This is a genomic window from Prevotella multiformis (assembly GCF_018127985.1).
GTDB classification, from domain to species: Bacteria; Bacteroidota; Bacteroidia; order Bacteroidales; family Bacteroidaceae; genus Prevotella; species Prevotella multiformis.
In genome coordinates this window covers 55,416-71,814 of the sequence record NZ_CP072358.1, presented here as the reverse complement: position 1 = coordinate 71,814, position 16,399 = coordinate 55,416, and the positions used below count along the sequence as shown (strand labels likewise).

13 protein-coding genes are annotated in these 16,399 nt (G+C 41.5%); 3 read left to right on the top strand and 10 right to left on the bottom strand.

Features of this window, described 5'->3' with window-relative positions; all coding sequences use genetic code 11:
* Positions 1–54: 54 nt before the first annotated feature.
* From J4864_RS06725 to J4864_RS06685, 9 genes are all read right to left on the bottom strand, one after another.
* The gene (locus J4864_RS06725) at positions 55–1,167 is read right to left on the bottom strand and encodes a glycosyltransferase family 4 protein (protein WP_211815043.1); all 1,113 of its coding nucleotides are present in this window, start codon (positions 1,165–1,167) and stop codon (positions 55–57) included.
* Complete coding sequence (locus tag J4864_RS06720; protein WP_211815042.1) at positions 1,164–2,132, bottom strand: glycosyltransferase; 969 nt, start codon at positions 2,130–2,132, stop codon at positions 1,164–1,166. The genes J4864_RS06725 and J4864_RS06720 overlap by 4 nt, the downstream gene beginning before the upstream one ends.
* A 2-nt stretch (positions 2,133–2,134) precedes the next feature.
* The gene (locus J4864_RS06715; protein WP_211815041.1) at positions 2,135–3,433 is read right to left on the bottom strand and encodes an O-antigen ligase family protein; all 1,299 of its coding nucleotides are present in this window, start codon (positions 3,431–3,433) and stop codon (positions 2,135–2,137) included.
* A gap of 41 nt (positions 3,434–3,474) precedes the next feature.
* Positions 3,475–4,428, bottom strand: coding sequence for a capsular polysaccharide synthesis protein (locus tag J4864_RS06710; protein ID WP_211815040.1), 954 nt, complete (start codon positions 4,426–4,428; stop codon positions 3,475–3,477).
* Positions 4,425–5,873, bottom strand: a complete 1,449-nt coding sequence (locus J4864_RS06705; RefSeq protein WP_211815039.1) for a lipopolysaccharide biosynthesis protein — start codon at positions 5,871–5,873, stop codon at positions 4,425–4,427. Before J4864_RS06705 ends, J4864_RS06710 begins: the two co-directional genes overlap by 4 nt.
* Entirely contained in the window at positions 5,863–6,999 is a 1,137-nt protein-coding gene (locus J4864_RS06700; protein ID WP_246479494.1) for a CDP-glycerol glycerophosphotransferase family protein, read from the bottom strand. Before J4864_RS06700 ends, J4864_RS06705 begins: the two co-directional genes overlap by 11 nt.
* 2,052 nt (positions 7,000–9,051) lie before the next feature.
* Entirely contained in the window at positions 9,052–9,543 is a 492-nt protein-coding gene (locus J4864_RS06695; protein WP_211815037.1) for a 3'-5' exonuclease, read from the bottom strand.
* Between the two features lie 67 nt (positions 9,544–9,610).
* Positions 9,611–10,150, bottom strand: a complete 540-nt coding sequence (locus J4864_RS06690) for a DUF6155 family protein (RefSeq protein WP_211815036.1) — start codon at positions 10,148–10,150, stop codon at positions 9,611–9,613.
* Positions 10,151–10,333: 183 nt separating this feature from the next.
* Positions 10,334–11,299 (bottom strand): acyltransferase family protein, encoded by a 966-nt coding sequence (locus J4864_RS06685; RefSeq protein ID WP_246479540.1) that lies wholly within the window; start codon positions 11,297–11,299, stop codon positions 10,334–10,336.
* Between the two features lie 440 nt (positions 11,300–11,739).
* On the opposite strand from J4864_RS06685, the gene J4864_RS06680 reads away from it, so the two are divergent.
* The 3 genes from J4864_RS06680 (at position 11,740) to J4864_RS06670 (ending at position 15,664) form a co-directional block, all read left to right on the top strand.
* Positions 11,740–14,430, top strand: a complete 2,691-nt coding sequence (locus tag J4864_RS06680; RefSeq protein WP_211815034.1) for a 3'-5' exonuclease — start codon at positions 11,740–11,742, stop codon at positions 14,428–14,430.
* Between the two features lie 624 nt (positions 14,431–15,054).
* Complete coding sequence (locus J4864_RS06675; protein ID WP_211815033.1) at positions 15,055–15,378, top strand: hypothetical protein; 324 nt, start codon at positions 15,055–15,057, stop codon at positions 15,376–15,378.
* 25 nt (positions 15,379–15,403) lie between these two features.
* Entirely contained in the window at positions 15,404–15,664 is a 261-nt protein-coding gene (locus J4864_RS06670) for a SemiSWEET family transporter (protein ID WP_007366567.1), read from the top strand.
* A gap of 353 nt (positions 15,665–16,017) precedes the next feature.
* Here the strand turns inward: J4864_RS06670 and J4864_RS06665 are convergent, their stop codons facing one another.
* Positions 16,018–16,383: a helix-turn-helix domain-containing protein gene (locus J4864_RS06665; RefSeq protein ID WP_211815032.1), complete on the bottom strand. Its 366-nt coding sequence runs from the start codon at positions 16,381–16,383 to the stop codon at positions 16,018–16,020.
* Positions 16,384–16,399: the final 16 nt, after the last annotated feature.

Here is a 16,399-nt window from a genome sequence, read left to right as displayed (position 1 = left end):
CAATAAACTGCAAAAATACTCTGGTGATAAAATGTCTCTTATGATATCTAAAGTTTATTTATTTAATTTTTCCGAATACATACAGAAATATTGATAGGCTGTTGTCTTCACATTATATTTCTCATCAACATACTTCTGTGCAAGCTGTGCTTTTTGGAAGACTTTTTCTTCATGAGAGAGCAGAAACATTATCATCCTTGCAAGATCGGCAGAGTCTTCATTCTTAAATACCCAGCCATATTTCCCATTCTCTATCACCTCTGCCGGACCTTGATTGGACGAGACAAGAACCGGAACGCCAGCTGCCATAGCTTCAGCAACAGTCAACCCGAATCCCTCATAACGAGAAGGTTGCACAAACAAGTCATAGTCAGCAAGATGCTCTGCTATATAATCTTGTGACTGTGAGCCAAGAAAATGGACTTCTTTTCCCATATTGTTTTCATTTACCAGCTCCTGAAGAAAAGCTCTCGACCCCCCATCACCTATAAAGGTGAGTTCTATATTATATTCACCTTGCTGCCTAAGCTTTAACAGAGCCTGTATCAATAAGTCTTGTCCTTTCTTATGATGATCGAGACGACTTACCTGTACCATTCTTAATTTTCTCTCGCCTCTTCTTCTCACCTCATGGTAAAACTTCTCCGGAACAATACCGTTAAAAACCACTTCGGAAGTAATACCATACCCCCGCAACAGAGCTTCAGAAACCGAATTGCTGATTGAAAATATATGCTTTATCCTGTTGCAACACCGTACATTACCTTTATCCTTATCCAAACACCATTGAGCAATGGACAGCCAGCGATTACTACTCCCGGGCTTTCCTCTGGGAATATCGTGCAAAGTGCAGCACGTCTTTGCTGCCCATCTTGAATTCAGGAAATTAAATATACTGCTACCATGCAAATGAATCACATCGGGATTTTCCCTTTCTAATATCCTGTTGATTTTCCGGATGAAAAAAAGATTTTTAGATCCAATAGTACGGTCAATCTTAATGACGTTTATATCAGAAGTCAGCTTATGAAGAAGTGCTGGTTCTATCATATCATTAATGATAATAAGCGAAACATCAGCAAGTTTTGCCTGCTCATTCAGAATATTTACCAACATGGTCTCTATTCCCCCATAGGAGAGAGACCACCAGAGATGTGTTATCTTCATTTTTTCAATAGATTAATCAACAAATATGAAGTCTTGGCAACTTTCCCTAATGAGAAATAAGAGAAAATGGAATATAGAGCAGCTGTCAATCCTCTCCTTATGATATAATTCCTATTCTGGCGCAAGAACTGCTCATAGGATGATACGTTTCTGGGAGAACTTATGAGCAGACCGTAACAGATATTGAAGATGTTGTCTTCTATGACCGCTGTCTGCATCTTTGACAAGTGTTCTTCACTCTCAATCTTGTTCCACAGCTTTATTATTTTGATCCTGTCTGTACAGGATTTAATATTGAGAGACGACATGATAGACCCCGTAGAACGAAGAAGATAATTATAGCATGGCTTGGCAATGGGGAGGATGCTGTTAGCATGAAGTAGGATTCTGACGATAAAGTCAATATCTTCATGGATAATTCCAGGGGTAAAGGCGAGGTGACACCTTGACAGGAAACTCTTGCAGAAGATAAATCTTTGTACAATTCCCGTATGTATTTTTTTATTTAATTCCGTTCCATTATGAGAAGTGTTGTATAAGTGATAATATTTCGGTTTCAGAAAAATCTTTTCGGTCAGCTTCTTTCCTGTTTCTTCCTCAATTTTGGTTATATCAAAAGCCAGTACTTCATGTCTATGGCGTGTTAAGTAAGGGAATAGAGATTCAAAGGCATCTTGGGGGATAGAATCATCACTGTCTATAAACCATACGTAGTCGCCCTTTGCTATCTTCAAACCACTATTACGAGCACAGCTCAATCCTTGATTTTCCTGGTTAATAATCGTAAGTTTGTCAAAACTGTATCTATATCTCTCAACAATTTCCATCGAATGATCCGGTGTACCATCATTCACAACAATCACTTCATATGTAAAAGGGAAAGCATTTTGAGACAATATACTTTTCAGAGTCTTGTCAATATAGCGTTCTACATTATAAACAGGGATTATTATAGACAGGATCATTGTCAATCTATATTTACAGTTTGCACGTTGCTACGGTTTCCCCTTTCCTCTTTTAAAAACATCAGTGCCACAATAACAAGATACAACCATAAAGTTGACTGTATTCCTGACATAAAAATAGAAATAATGTAAGCTAGATGGACATATCGATATTGTCTATTTATTGCGGTTGTTTTTTTATATATACGCACGAAAAAAAACATCCATACAATGAACCCAATATAACCTGATGAAGCTACTGCAGAAAAGTAGATACTTTCAAAGCCCAACATAAAAGGGTGTATTCCATGGTAAACTTGGACATAGTATGTTGGATAATTAAAGCCAAACCCTTGTAACGCACAAGAACTAATCATCTGATTTAAATATGTTGCCTGTTCCATTCTCATGTTAAAAGTTGAGCCATGCAATCCTGCATTTTCAGCAGCTCTATCATCCCAAAACTTGAGTGCTGCGATAAAATTTCTTTCAAAAATATCAGGGAAAAAACTTTGAAGAATAAGAACGGCCATAATCATGCTTAAAATGACCGTGATACTTTTTAAATTAATTTTTGATAGTCTCTGCAATAAATAAATTAATAATATTAGAGCTAATGGCACTAAAGCAGAACGCTTAGTACATAATAGACAATTTAAAGAACCTAAGAAAACAACGGCATTTCTAAGTTTTCTATTGGAATCTCCATCAAATAATGCAAAAGATGTTACTATGAGACAAATCTGTCCCCATATTATCCCTCCCGAGGTATTCCCTGTAGCTCTCCCATTCAAAGCCCCCATTGATAGAACTTCACCTGAGGCCTCATACACAGTACCAACCCTAAAAATATCATAGAAAGACATATAAAGAATATTATAGGGAAGAAAAAAAGAAATTATACCGTATATACCTATTATGATAAATGATATATAAATAAGCTGACAACATCTGTTTTTGTCTTCGTCTTTAATTATATTAAGCATTAAAAAAAATGGGATTAACTCTGTAAGAGTAAATTGCATTAATTCAGAAAATTGAAAAGAAATAGGAGTCTTTGCAAATAATCCGAGTAAAAATAATGGTAGTACTAATAGGGGAAAGGGGAATAAACTTGTTCTTCTAATATTCATCTTTTCTTTTATAAAAAAAATAGTTAGAACAACAAGTATACAGGCTGAGTTGAGACTGATAGAGCCTAAGCGTGCGGTAGTTGGGAGAACCAGTCTTATAGCCAGATACAGATATAATCCTAATTTCAAGGACTTCAAGGAAAGAATAATTTCTGCCAAAAACAAGAAATAAATTATAAATATAATCATAAAAATGTCTGATTCGGATGAATAAAGAATGTAGCCTCTTATTATGAGTTAGAAACAAACTCATAAAAACTATACTTTGTTTTTCCCTTTACTCCTGAAACTTTATGCCTTGTCAGCTTATGAAAATCAGAAATACCTTTTATCTGTCTGATTCTCTCCTCACTATACTCATCGAACAACTCAAACTGGAGGACGTGAGGAGCTGTATTGGGATAGTTGGGTACTTGCTTCCATTGTTCCGGATAACGCTCTGTTGCAATATGAAACAATAAATGGTAGAAAAGATAGTTCACCGCACTGTCATGCTTACGCCAATAGTAATAAGTCAGCTCTAGCGTGGTTTTAAGAATAGGATTGTTCTTTGTAGAAGAAATCAGCCAATTTGAACATACACAACCGACATCGCCACCAGGTCGCCAATTCTTAAAAACAAAGAATGGTAAAGCGAACAAGTCCTCATGATAGCCTGTACAATACACCGTCGAATCAATCCAGACCCCACCATTACGTACCAAAAGGTCTGTACGGAGAATATCAGCAAAGTGCGCTCTTAGAATAATGCCTTTTTCATACTTTTCAATAATATACCGGGGTATATTCGTATAGTTCCGATAATTCTCGTTGGTAATAATGATTATTTCATATTGTGGCAAGCTTTTCTTTATAGATCGCAGGCAAGCTTTACACAATAGGGGAGCATTTTCTTCTCCTTGCAACCAGCACCACCAGACAATACGAGGGGGCATTCCCTTTTTCATCTCGTATATTGGAAGATCATCCAGAAAGTGTCTGCTGCACCGTTTCAAATACTGATAGGCCTGCCAGTCTGACATTTCAGAGGATAATCCCTTCGGAAGATAATTCTTATGCACAAATACACTTGAATGGTAAAAGAATCCATCCCTTATCTTATACAGTCGATTGATTATCTTTCGTCTGACAAGATGCCACCCTCCTTCTTTATAAAAACTATTTGCCTTTGAAACGAGTGTCATTTTTTCCTGATATTCTTGATTGTGTTAACAGCATAGTTGTAACTCTCCAAGGAGAGAATCCTTGCCATTCCGATGTAGAATGCACCTCCTATAACAACCTGAATAAAGAAAGAAACAAATATATTCAATGGAAGAAGCCCTATAAGATAAATGCCCCCCCCCATGGCAAGTGCAATTCCAAATTGTGGAGAAACATCCTTAAGTTGATCTTTGAAACTGTATCCTATCAGTTTTCTGTTGGGCCAGGCATTAAAGGCTGTTCCAATAAATCCATAACAAGTACAGGCAATGGCAATAGCCAAAGGACTGACAAACATTCCTATGACAATAAATAAGAGATAGACAGGCTTCTTGTAAAGCTCCAGTTTCAGTGTCACATCACTTCTCCCCAAGGCATTCAGAGCCTGTAAATTAGCTGTTCCAAGGATTCCGAAAAGATACTGGAAGCAAAGAACCTGCATGAAAGGAACACAGGACAGCCACTTCTTCGTTAATAAAATCAATACGAGTTTGTCTGAAGTTGCAGCAAGTCCCAAGAGTATCGGACACATGATAAAGCTACTTGTCATCATCGCACGTCTTACAGCTCGCTTTAGAGCTTCCGGTTCATTCTGAACCTTCGACATGGCTGGAAACAAAACAGCATTAATGGTGTTATTAATGTTATTGGAAAACAAAGAAGGAAACGAGTCTCCTCTATTATAGAACGCCAAATCTGCAGGCTGATACTTGATACCGATAATGAAACTTTTTAATTCATTGAAAAAAGAACCGATGACATTTGCACCCATAAATTTAGATCCAAAAGAGAACAGCACCTTAAATCGTCGATAAGAGAATATCAACTTCGGTCTCCAAGTTATAATCCTATTAAGTGTGAAAGTATTAACAAGCTGGTTGGATAATTGTTGCCCGACAAGAGACCAGACGCCAAAGCCGTGGTACGCCATGAAAATTCCTATGAAACCTGATATAATCGTGCCTATCAACGTTGCGTAGAAGAATTTTTTGAAATCAAGTTTCCGTGATATGCTTGCCTGCTGAATGGAATTAATAGCAGAAATCGGTATAATCAAACCTAAGACCCTGAGTACAGGAGTAATCACTTCGTTTTTGTAGATGTCAGCAATGAAAGGGGCTGCAATGAAAAGAATTGCATATAAGAAGAGTGACAAGGCATTCCCTGCATGGAACATCGTTGAGAAATCAAGTTCATCAGCATCTTTCTTTTGGATAAGTGAAGTTCCTAAGCCACTGACTGCAAGACAACTTGCAATATTAATAAAAACCATTGTTAAGGCAATTACTCCATATTCCTTTGGCAGCAGCAATCGAGCAAGTACAACGGAGACAACAAAGCTGACCAGCTGTGAGGACAGCCGTTCTCCAAAACGCCAGATAAATCCCTTAATAGTCTTAGATTTTATATCCTCTTTATTTTCCATACTTGTTTCGTGGGAAGCTACCAGTCATTACATCATGAATTCTTTCAACTATGCGTTCAGAGGCATGACCATTGTCAAAACATTGATACATCCGTGAAAAAGTGTCCTTTTCTCTAAGAAATTCTTTTAAATCAAAACGTAGGACTGCCTTCCTTAGTTCCTCGTCTGTCGTAGCCCGAGTAAAAGGTAAATCAAAATAAAAAGGTTTTAGTCCACGTGTCTGTTGATATTCAGTTATGTCCGGTGCATATAGAAAGACAGGTGTCTGTAAAATTATGCTGTCATATAAAGTGGAAGAATAGTCGGTTATCTGTAGATCACTGATAGCCATGAGTTTTTGCATATCAGGATAAAAGCTCACATCGACAATTCTTTCAGTAAAGTGGAACAACTGCTCTGGATGAGGAACATTAGGGTGTAGCCGAATCAAAACAATCCACTCTCCGTCATTTCGGCTGTCCAATGCTTTGATTATATTATTCCAGTTAATATCGTATGCATCCGTAGATCCGTTATCTCTGAATGTAGGACAGTAAAGCAAAACTTTTTTATGTGGGGGGATACCCAGACCATGCTTTATTGCCAGTTTTGCGGATTCGTTTATTCGGAAATAGAAATCATTACGCGGCATACCACTCTCCAGAACTTCCCCATTATACCAAAAGGCAGTGCGAAACTCTTCTGTCTGTAGATTGCTGCTTGATATCATCAGGTCTGTTACCAAAGAATCTTTTTGAGAATGCTTAATATAATATGAACTTAAATGCTCTTTTGCATCATTTTCTATATATTTCAGTCCAAAAGGACCATGCCATGTCTGAATATAGTACTGCCCTTTCTTCTTTATGAAAGGAAGAGGATTCTTCACATTATTTACGATAACTTTTGAACCGGCTAATACCCGCATTCCTTTAAAACTTCTAATCCTAACAGGCTCTATTCTTTGAGGTAGGAACTTGCCATCAGCCTTTCCACCAACAAGCCAGAAAATCCTGTACGGTAGTTTCTGTTTCAGTATTTCTTCCGCAATATACTTTGGGTTATCCCCATAGCCCTTCCCGTTAAAGTTATTAAAAGTTATGATATCATCTCTTACTGGAAACAGGAGACTTAACTGCCGATACATCAGTAATTGCAGTCTGTTTTTCCTTTCTCTAAGTAATCTATATACCTTCTTTATAAAGAGAAATACGGACTTCATTTTACAACTACTTCAAAGAACATATCAAAAAATATCATGTAAAATTATCTTTATTATTACAAAGACTGATGATCAATTTACCTACTATTATTTTTGTTTTAGCAAACTTATCCCTCACCTCCTATATCCATAAAGCAAACATTTTAGATACGTACTGCAGGAGAACATCATATAGTCACTTTCGTAAGATATGAAAGAGTCCGGACGGATGTATTCTTCCAGTTTGTGAAATGTATATAAATGGTTGCAAAATCCGTTTTCTGTCAAAAGTATTCCGTAGACTGTCCACTCTCTATGCGGCTTCTCCAGCCATACACAAAAGCAAGCAATCTTCAACAGCGTATTTTCCCTTGGGACTGTGACCCGATAACGACATTTATACACTTTAATTCAATATCCGCATAAGAAATTGACCCAACATTCCGGACGACAGGTCTTTCCGCAAATCACATTATCTATTTGCAGACTCTTCAGAAAAGAAAATATAGAGAAAGAAGACGAAACGACAAACATCAGCAGACACACAACCCTTCCTCCTTGACATGAAAAAGCCAAGCAGTGGACGAGGAAGGAGGAGGCTACCGCTTCGGGACAGAACAGGGATTGACTGGCTGTCCGCGGTATTCATAATCCGTCTCGGTAGAAAAGCATCAGACAAACAAAAAATGAACCAGCACAAGGAATCATAAGGGCACAGCCGGCTCATAACGAAACCTCTAACTCATTCATGTGGAGATGTAAGTCTAATGCGATTCTGAAGTTACCAATACAATATAATTGATGGTCTCTAATTGCGCGCAAAGATACGAAATAGTATGCAGAAAAGAAAAGAAAAAAGAAGATATTTCGTTATGAAGAAATAGAATGAGGAAAAACAGAAAAACAGTTTCACCAAGCAACGGGACGGTGATGCCAGAGGGATCATAAGCATGTTCTTAAAAATCTGCATTGGCATACGGGGACGATAAGATTTGTCAGATCTGCCTATTCACAGACTTCGTCATTGCGCCACCCAAGAAAAATAAGGCATCCAATACACCTCAACGAGAACTCAAAATTCGGATTATCTCTCGTATAGAGGGGGTATGAACCCACTATCTCATCCGCTTTTTTAGGTTCTTTCGTTAAATGCGCAGATGTTTTTCGTATAGCTTTAACGGAAGAACCGAAGTGATTCATTAACCAAAAACATGGCCAAGACCGTTCAACTGGCTATTCTATCATCATCCCCCGATACAAAAACCTTTTCGTTTTAATACGTTGAGAATACAGATAAGATTTTGAAAAACCATTACACAAGCTCTAACAGGCTCCTCTGCAAATATAAAAAACACGTGCAAAAAGCAGGTCTTTAACCGGCAGTAAATCAATTGGTTGCCAAGCCGTTCAGAAAAGGTGCTTGATTGGACTTCAAAAGGGCGTTGGTAACACGCCGAAAGAGCACCTGTTGCAAGCCAGTCAGGCACCTTTTAGCTTCTAAAAGGGCATGTGTTGCCTTGCGTTACATGAAAACAGTTTACAAATACCGATGATATGGGAATAAGTTGAAGAAGACGGAAAGACAGCCTGATGGACAGGCATCGTATCAATGCGCCTTTTCTGCATCTTATCTTGTAGTCCATCCCCCTTTGTAAGACCATCTGATTTCGGACAGTCATACCATGCAAATGTATAAGCCTTTATTCTCCAATCTATGTATTTAACGGAAGAACCTTTTTATGCGTTACCCTGGACAAAGACGCAAGCATTGATTATCAAACGTTTACAATCTTACTTCGGAAAAGTGACGAAGTCAGGATTTCTCGGACCTGCCTTTTTCTCTTGAGCGACAGCTCCAGTTTCCACTGTCGGTTGCATAGTACGGGCATATTCCGTTCAAGGAGAGAGCTGGATCTGCTCGCATAAAGGCGAAGACGCAAAGAGTTGACCAGTCCCCTGTCAACGAAAGAGCAGCGTGGTATTTAAGCAAAAACTTTCCTACAAAATCTCCCTCGCTATCCATGCACAGGCCTCCGCATCAGCAAGGGCATGATGATGATTGGAAAGGTCGTAGCCACACTCGGCCGCAACGGTCTGCAGTTGATGGTCATGGAGATAAGGAAGTCGGCGGCGGGCGGCTTTCAACGTATCATAGAACTCATAATCGGGGTAATCCATCTGATAGGTATAAAACGCTGCCTTCAGACAACCTTTATCAAACGGGGCGTTATGAGCTACAAGCGGTAAACCTTCTATCATCGGTTCTATCTGTTTCCACACCTCACTGAACACCGGGGCATCATCCGTATCCGCACACGTCAACCCATGCACCTGCACGCATCGCCAATGGTAATAATTCGGTTCGGGCTGTATAAGGGAATAGAAAGTATCAACGATCTCCCCTCCCCTTACTATCACCACACCCACCGAGCATACACTACACCGCTCAAAATTCGCTGTTTCAAAGTCAATCGCTGCAAAATCCTGCATAGTTTCTTATTGAATAGTTAAGCTGCCTGCTATTGTATTGTTTCTACAGATAAGGCTCTATGTTTGTTCAAACAAGTATCTTGGTTAACTCTTGACGACCATAATAGTCATAGTACATATCCCATAAGGTGTCGGAAAAGCCCCAACCGCAATGTGTTGAATTAAGCATACTTTCAATTCTCGGTCTGAAATGTTCCCCTAGGTCATGGCCGGAAATATGCTTCAGAGCTTTCTCAAAATTCGTTTCTAATGTGGTGTAATACTGTTCCCACATATCACCGAAGGTCATTGTGTACTCACATCCCAACTCTATATAGTAAAGCATCAAATCACCAAGACTGACGGCGTCAGCCTTCAACTTCTTGAAGTCGGAGATCGCTTTGCGGCAAGTCGCAAAGGAAGGCTTGTCTGAAAAGCCCCGGGCAGGGAAGAATTCATCACGGACAATCTTTTTGTACCTTTCCAATGCTGCACTATAATCAGGTGTAAGATACGTTTCCAGATACATCTTCGCATCCTTGTTTACATCATACAAATCCAACACAAGTCTTATTACATCTTCCTTCGGCAGTGCGGCAAGATGCTTCTTCAATCTCAATTTGCCCATACCAGCGTCCTCTCTATTCGCATTTACAAGAAACATAAAAATCCATGTCTACAAATTTAGATAAAATTCCCGAACTACAAGCCCGCCGGATGAAGAAATTACTTTTTCCTTTAGAGAAAAGCTGCCGCTTTCCCATGAGAAACAGGAAGCCAGCCTAAAATGTTTTCTGATTCAGGAAAGATGTTACCTCAAAAAAGGAACTTGCTGGATAATAGCCTTGGAAAGATAGCTGATGGGAAGTGAAACAACATAACTGATAACTATCAGTACAATATAAATGGCTAACGGATACTTGAAACCGTAAATAAAATCATGGAATAAATGATAACAGAAGAAGGAGTGGGTTAACCACATAATCATAGACTGTTTACCCATTGACATAAGAAATCGTTTCGCAATACCATTAAAACTTAAGTGCAATAGCAGGAACAGATAAGAAAATTCAAATATATACGCAGTAGCCGCACTTGAAATAAAGCAATTAATGACTATCAATAACAACAAGATCATGATGGTAACCACCTTATGTGAATATAAAAAAGGTATAGAAGATTTACCTTTTTCAACCTGCCGATGGAATACAGCTCCTATAACAAAAGAGAACAACACATTAAAATAAGTCAGAATATAGGTATACCACTCTGTGTATGATTTATTTACAGCTATATACCGACTGATAACATAGCAGCTTACCATATAGAGAATCCACGAAACAATAATACTCTTCACGCTCCCTAATTTATCTATACATTTAAAAATCCAGATAGATGTAAGCGACAGCAAGGCGTAAGGAAACAAAAACCATGTCTCCGAGTTATAGCTGCTACTCAAACTCGTAAAATTCATTATTATATCCAACAAATTTCCTGGATACCTACTGGGTTTTACGAAAAAACCTATACTGACGAATATCAACAATATGAGCCAGTAATGGATGTAGAGCTTTAAAAGTCTACGCTCTTGTCCGTTAACTGACAATTTGCCTCGATAGTAAGTGTAACTAAGCCCGTATCCACTCAGCATCAAAAATATCCCTACAGGATTACAGGCCCTACTGATAATGTGAACAAGGGGAGTACCACCAACAAAAATCAAAGGTTCACAAACTGCACTCAGATTAAAACCATTGAATAAATGAAGAAATAGCATCATTAGGATAGCTACACCTTTTAAAATGGTCGTCTGTTCTTTTGTCATTGCATTAAAACGTTTTAATGCGATGCCGTATACTCAATTCACAAAAGTTATAGCCAAGTACCTGCACGTAAAACGTGGACGCATTCATCCACGTTCAGAGGTACTTGGCGGAAACCTACAACAAGAGATGAGAAACGCCCACGCTATCGTGGACGTTCACTTATTCATCCATTCTTGTTGTTCATTCTACCGCCAAGTTTCCTGAACGTTATTGAATAAATAGCAAACGCTAAATTATTAACCCACAAAATGGGACTGGGTACACACCTGCACACCAAGTCCGATTGCAAAGTTACAATTTTATTTTCATTCTTTTAAGTTGACAACGAGTTATTTCCAATCTTTTTCTTACTTTTGCAGAAGAAGCATCTACTGCTATAAAAATACTTTCTATGGAGGCAAACAGTTACACACCAAGTTTAGATAAATACCAGATTCCTGTTGTAGAGGCAAGTCAGGGACATCATCTTGTATTGGCGTCGCCAGGATGTGGCAAGACGCATATCCTCGCAGAGAGAATAAAATACGCACGGGAAAGGGGTGTGAAGTATGAGGACATGCTCTGTCTGACGTTCACCAACCGCGCCGCAAGGGAGATGACCAACCGCATCCAAAAGGTGGTGGGAGGTGATTTCTCGGAGCTGATGGTGGGTAACGTGCATCGTTTCTGCTCTAAGTTCCTTTTTGAACAAGGACGGATCCCAGCCGATTCAGCCATCATTGACGACGAAGAGGCAGTGAGCATCATTGCTGACTACCGCAACGAGGACGAAGAAGGCGTAACAAGAGACTTCAACCGATACAAAGGTTATCAGACGATTATCTTCTTCCAGCATTTCATCTATCAGATGGAACACCGCCATCCATGGAAGTATTACCTCCACCCAGAGAGTTTTACGGATGACGACAGGGAAGCTGTAAAGCATATCTGCGCCTCACAAAAGATTGAATATGACAAGCAGGCGGTAGTGAATATCTATCATCATGCACAGGAATATATGGACGAGGCGAATGCGCCGGGGCTTGACGGAAAGCTGGCCGACAGGATTCGTGTGCTGCTCTGGAAGATGTATTACGCCGGCTGTTATGCACGATACAAGGAGGAGAATCACCTCTTCGACTTCGAAGATCTGCTGCTTTACACTTACGACATCTACCGTTCAGACTCTTCCTGCAAACGCTACCCGTGGATACAGGTGGACGAGGTGCAGGACCTCAACGGCATGCAGCTCGCCATCATCGACCTGCTGACAGCGGAAGACCACCCGATGGTGATGTACTTAGGCGACGAACAGCAGGCCATCTTTTCTTTCATGGGGGCGAAAACCGAGACGCTGACACTGTTGAAGATGCGCTGCAAGGGGAACATCCACCATCTGCAACGCAACCACCGTTCCCCCAAATACCTGCTCGATGTGTTCAACAGCTATGCGGAAAGACAGCTGCAGATCGACCGCGACCTGCTGCCTGTATCAGACAACGATGCCAAAGCCAGCCCCGGCGACCTGAGGATCATACACAGCAGCACGATGGAAACGGAACGCCGGGACGTTACCGAAGAGGCACTCCGTCTCTACGAACAGAACAAAGACGAGCGTACCGCCGTCATCGTCAGCGCCAACTCGGATGCTGACCGTATCAGTGACACTATGACACAGGCGGGTCTGACTCACTTCAAGGTATCGGGGCGCGACCTCTTTGACACACCTGAAGTCAAGCTGTTACTGGCACATCTGAGCGTACTTGCCAACGACCACAACTCCATAGCATGGACGCGTATTATGAAAGGTGTGCATGCTTTTCCCTCTCACGCACTTGCCCGGCGGTTCAACTGGAAGCTGAAACAGCTCGCACTGTCGCCTTCCGACCTCCTGCTCTACCCGGGCAGCTGCTATACGGCAGAGTTCCTGCAAGCATATAACGAAGCGGAAATCGTCGTGTTCGACACGGAAACAACCGGATTGGACGTGTTCAGTGACGACATCATAGAGATTGCCGCCATCCGTATCAAGGGAGGGGAAATCATCGGCGACCCGCTCGATCTGTACATTGAGACCAGCAAACCCATCCTGCCGACGCTCGGCGACAAGGAAAACCCGATGTATGCTATCTACCATGAGAAGATGGCCGCAGACAGGCTGCTTGCCCCGGCAGATGCCCTGCAACGCTTCCTTGCCTACATCGGCACACGCCCAGTCCTCGGGCATAATGCCAGCTATGACTACAACATAATCGACAACTGCCTGAAACGATATTGCAATGATACGATGCAGACACACGGAAACCGCTGTTTCGACTCGCTCAAGCTGATAAGGCTACTGGCCCCGGGCCTCCACTCCTACAAGTTGGAGAGCCTGCTCGAGGCCTTCCGGCTGAAGGGGGTGAACAGTCACCGGGCGATAGATGACGTGAGGGCAACCATAAGCCTCATACATCTCTGTGCCAGGAAGGCAAGTGAGAAACAGGCGCAGCAGACCGCCTTCCTCCGTCATCCGAAAGTCCGGCCATTTGCCGATGCGCTCCGCAGAAATTACGGTGAATGGTACCAAGAAGCCGTCGGACGGCTTTACAGACGCTCAAATGACCATGAGCCAGCCCTTGCGAAAGAACTTTCCTCTACCTACGACCGTTTTCATTCTGACGGGCTGATCAACGAGATTCCACGATTATCGTATATCCTACGCTATCTCCGCATCGATATGCAGACAGACAGGAATGTGCCGAATGCACTCGCTCCACAGCTTTCACAGTACATCATGGACATCAACACCCTGAAAGAGGCCGACTTCTGCAACAGCCGGAGCATCCTTGAGCGGGTCTACGTAACAACCGTACACAAGGCAAAAGGGCTGGAATTTGACAACGTCATCCTATTCGATGCTGCTGACGGACGCTATCCGAACGTCTACAACAAAACAAGACAGCAGGACGAGGAAGACGCACGTAAGTTCTATGTAGCCATGTCACGTGCCAAGCGCCGCCTCATCATTGCCTACGCCATGCAGGTGACCGACCGATACGGTCGTGTACACGACCGAGAGCTGACACCGCTGATGGATGCGATACAGAAGTGGTTTGAGTAATTACGACAGAACCGTAGCAGAAACAAAACCGGCCTCCTGCCGATGTACTGATGCCCGGCACCTGCCGTGTTGAGAACCCGCACCAGTCGTGTTGAGGGTTCACACGCTTGCTGTCTGTTGCCCGGATGGTAACAACTTGCAGTAAAAGCAAAGGTTCAGGAGCACTCTCTGTTGGAAAAAAGTGAAAAGGTAAACTTAGAGGTCTCTCCATGCCCCGCCTTTCATTAAAGGCTCCGCAAGTTCCGTGACTCTGTGAGGGCGTACACTCTGAAAGATGGCGTTTCCGTGAGCTTTTATCCTCACACAGAGAACACAGGGAAAGCGGAAAAACTGCATTACACGGAGAAACCTGAAGATTTAAGGCAGGCTCTGAAAATCACCTTTGATGGATTTCCAGAACCTGCCTTATGTTCTCTACCTGATGAAGAATCCCGCTTTTCCAAAGACAATGAAAGACTGCCCGCTGAAAGGAAGTTACGGATGGAAATACAGATAAAGAGGAAACAAAGAACGTCACAAGAACGTCACAAAAAACACATACGACTATGTTTTTCTCCCATTTGCAGATGTATTCTCCCTAAAAGTATTAACTTTGTGCCCATCAATATATACAGCTAAAATAAAATGATATCAAAAAGATTCATCACATTCTGCCTATCCATATTCACGGCATCATTTACCTTTGCAGCTAACCATGAGAGTGCTCGAGACGCCCTCTCAAGCCTCTTGGGAGGGACCTTTGCCCTCGGCATCATCCTTCTGTGTGCCGCTTTCTACCTCATCTGGTATTTCATCGTTGCCATCATGGCACGCAAAAGAAACCGGAATGTGGCTCTCTGGATTCTCTTCAGCCTGTTAGGTACGCCCTGGCTGATGATGCTCATCCTCTTCTGCATTGGCAAAGATGAGCCAAGCAACAGAAGATACAATGATCAACAGCTCATCTGACATTCTTTCATCAACAAATACAATCATGACAAAAGAAAAGTTCTTCACATCCATGGGATGGATCGGTATGGTGACATCAGTTTTGATGTATATCTTCTATTTTCCGCAGATACAGAACAACCTCGCCGGACACAAAGGGACTTTTATCCAGCCGTTCATGGCAGGCATCAACTGTACTCTATGGGTATCGTACGGTCTGTTCAAAGAGAAGCGCGACTGGCCATTGGCCATTGCCAACACACCGGGCATCATCTTCGGCTTTGTAGCTGCATTCACGGCATTGTAAAGCCGGACAGCATCACGGAATCTGAGAAATAAGTGACGTTTTCGCACAGGCGGAAAGGGCTGATGCTCCACCGCCCATGACTTAAACAAGACAGCGGGAGGGATTGACAATCAATCCCTCCCGCTGTCTTGTTTGTCGGGATGACCAGATTTTCGGTTGCATTAAGTGTGACTTTAACTTGCTGATATTCAATGGGGCAATTTTATATTATTAGCTATATATCGCCGACTTTCCACCGATAGTATCGTTTTCATACTACTTTGCGCTTCAAACATTTGAGTGATATTTTCACTTATATTTTTTGAGAATTACACCGTAAAATCACTCATTGAAGCCTTCAGGATACATCTTGATTATACGGCATCTGCCACTTTTTTACCAGACTCTTCAGGTATGTTTTCGACAAGTTTTGCCGTAAGCCGGTCAATCGTTTTTTGCTGGTTTTCAATAGTTTTTTGTTGGGTGGATATGATAGAATACAGCTTTTCAGCATCAGTTCCTTTTGCGCCTTTCTGCCCCATAACCAGCCAGTTAGCATCTATATTGTCGAAACTCTCAATTATCTTTACTATCGTCTCATAATTTGGTGCATTTCGCCCTGATACGATATTGTTTGCGGAAGTCCAGGATATTCCCAACTTTCGGGCAAACGTACTAACCGTATGCCCCTCTTTCTCCATAATCTGTACGATTCTGTCTGTAATAGTTCCTTCTGCCATTTTTGGTCAATTATTA

Coding starts and splice junctions, on each gene's coding strand:
- J4864_RS06725 (WP_211815043.1), bottom strand. CDS start 1,167: ATGAAGATAACACATCTCTGGTGGTCTCTCTCCTATGGGGGAATAGAG.
- J4864_RS06720 (WP_211815042.1), bottom strand. CDS start 2,132: ATGATCCTGTCTATAATAATCCCTGTTTATAATGTAGAACGCTATATT.
- J4864_RS06715 (WP_211815041.1), bottom strand. CDS start 3,433: ATGATTATATTTATAATTTATTTCTTGTTTTTGGCAGAAATTATTCTT.
- J4864_RS06710 (WP_211815040.1), bottom strand. CDS start 4,428: ATGACACTCGTTTCAAAGGCAAATAGTTTTTATAAAGAAGGAGGGTGG.
- J4864_RS06705 (WP_211815039.1), bottom strand. CDS start 5,873: ATGGAAAATAAAGAGGATATAAAATCTAAGACTATTAAGGGATTTATC.
- J4864_RS06700 (WP_246479494.1), bottom strand. CDS start 6,999: ATGTATCGGCAGTTAAGTCTCCTGTTTCCAGTAAGAGATGATATCATA.
- J4864_RS06695 (WP_211815037.1), bottom strand. CDS start 9,543: ATGCAGGATTTTGCAGCGATTGACTTTGAAACAGCGAATTTTGAGCGG.
- J4864_RS06690 (WP_211815036.1), bottom strand. CDS start 10,150: ATGGGCAAATTGAGATTGAAGAAGCATCTTGCCGCACTGCCGAAGGAA.
- J4864_RS06685 (WP_246479540.1), bottom strand. CDS start 11,299: ATGCTATTTCTTCATTTATTCAATGGTTTTAATCTGAGTGCAGTTTGT.
- J4864_RS06680 (WP_211815034.1), top strand. CDS start 11,740: ATGGAGGCAAACAGTTACACACCAAGTTTAGATAAATACCAGATTCCT.
- J4864_RS06675 (WP_211815033.1), top strand. CDS start 15,055: ATGATATCAAAAAGATTCATCACATTCTGCCTATCCATATTCACGGCA.
- J4864_RS06670 (WP_007366567.1), top strand. CDS start 15,404: ATGACAAAAGAAAAGTTCTTCACATCCATGGGATGGATCGGTATGGTG.
- J4864_RS06665 (WP_211815032.1), bottom strand. CDS start 16,383: ATGGCAGAAGGAACTATTACAGACAGAATCGTACAGATTATGGAGAAA.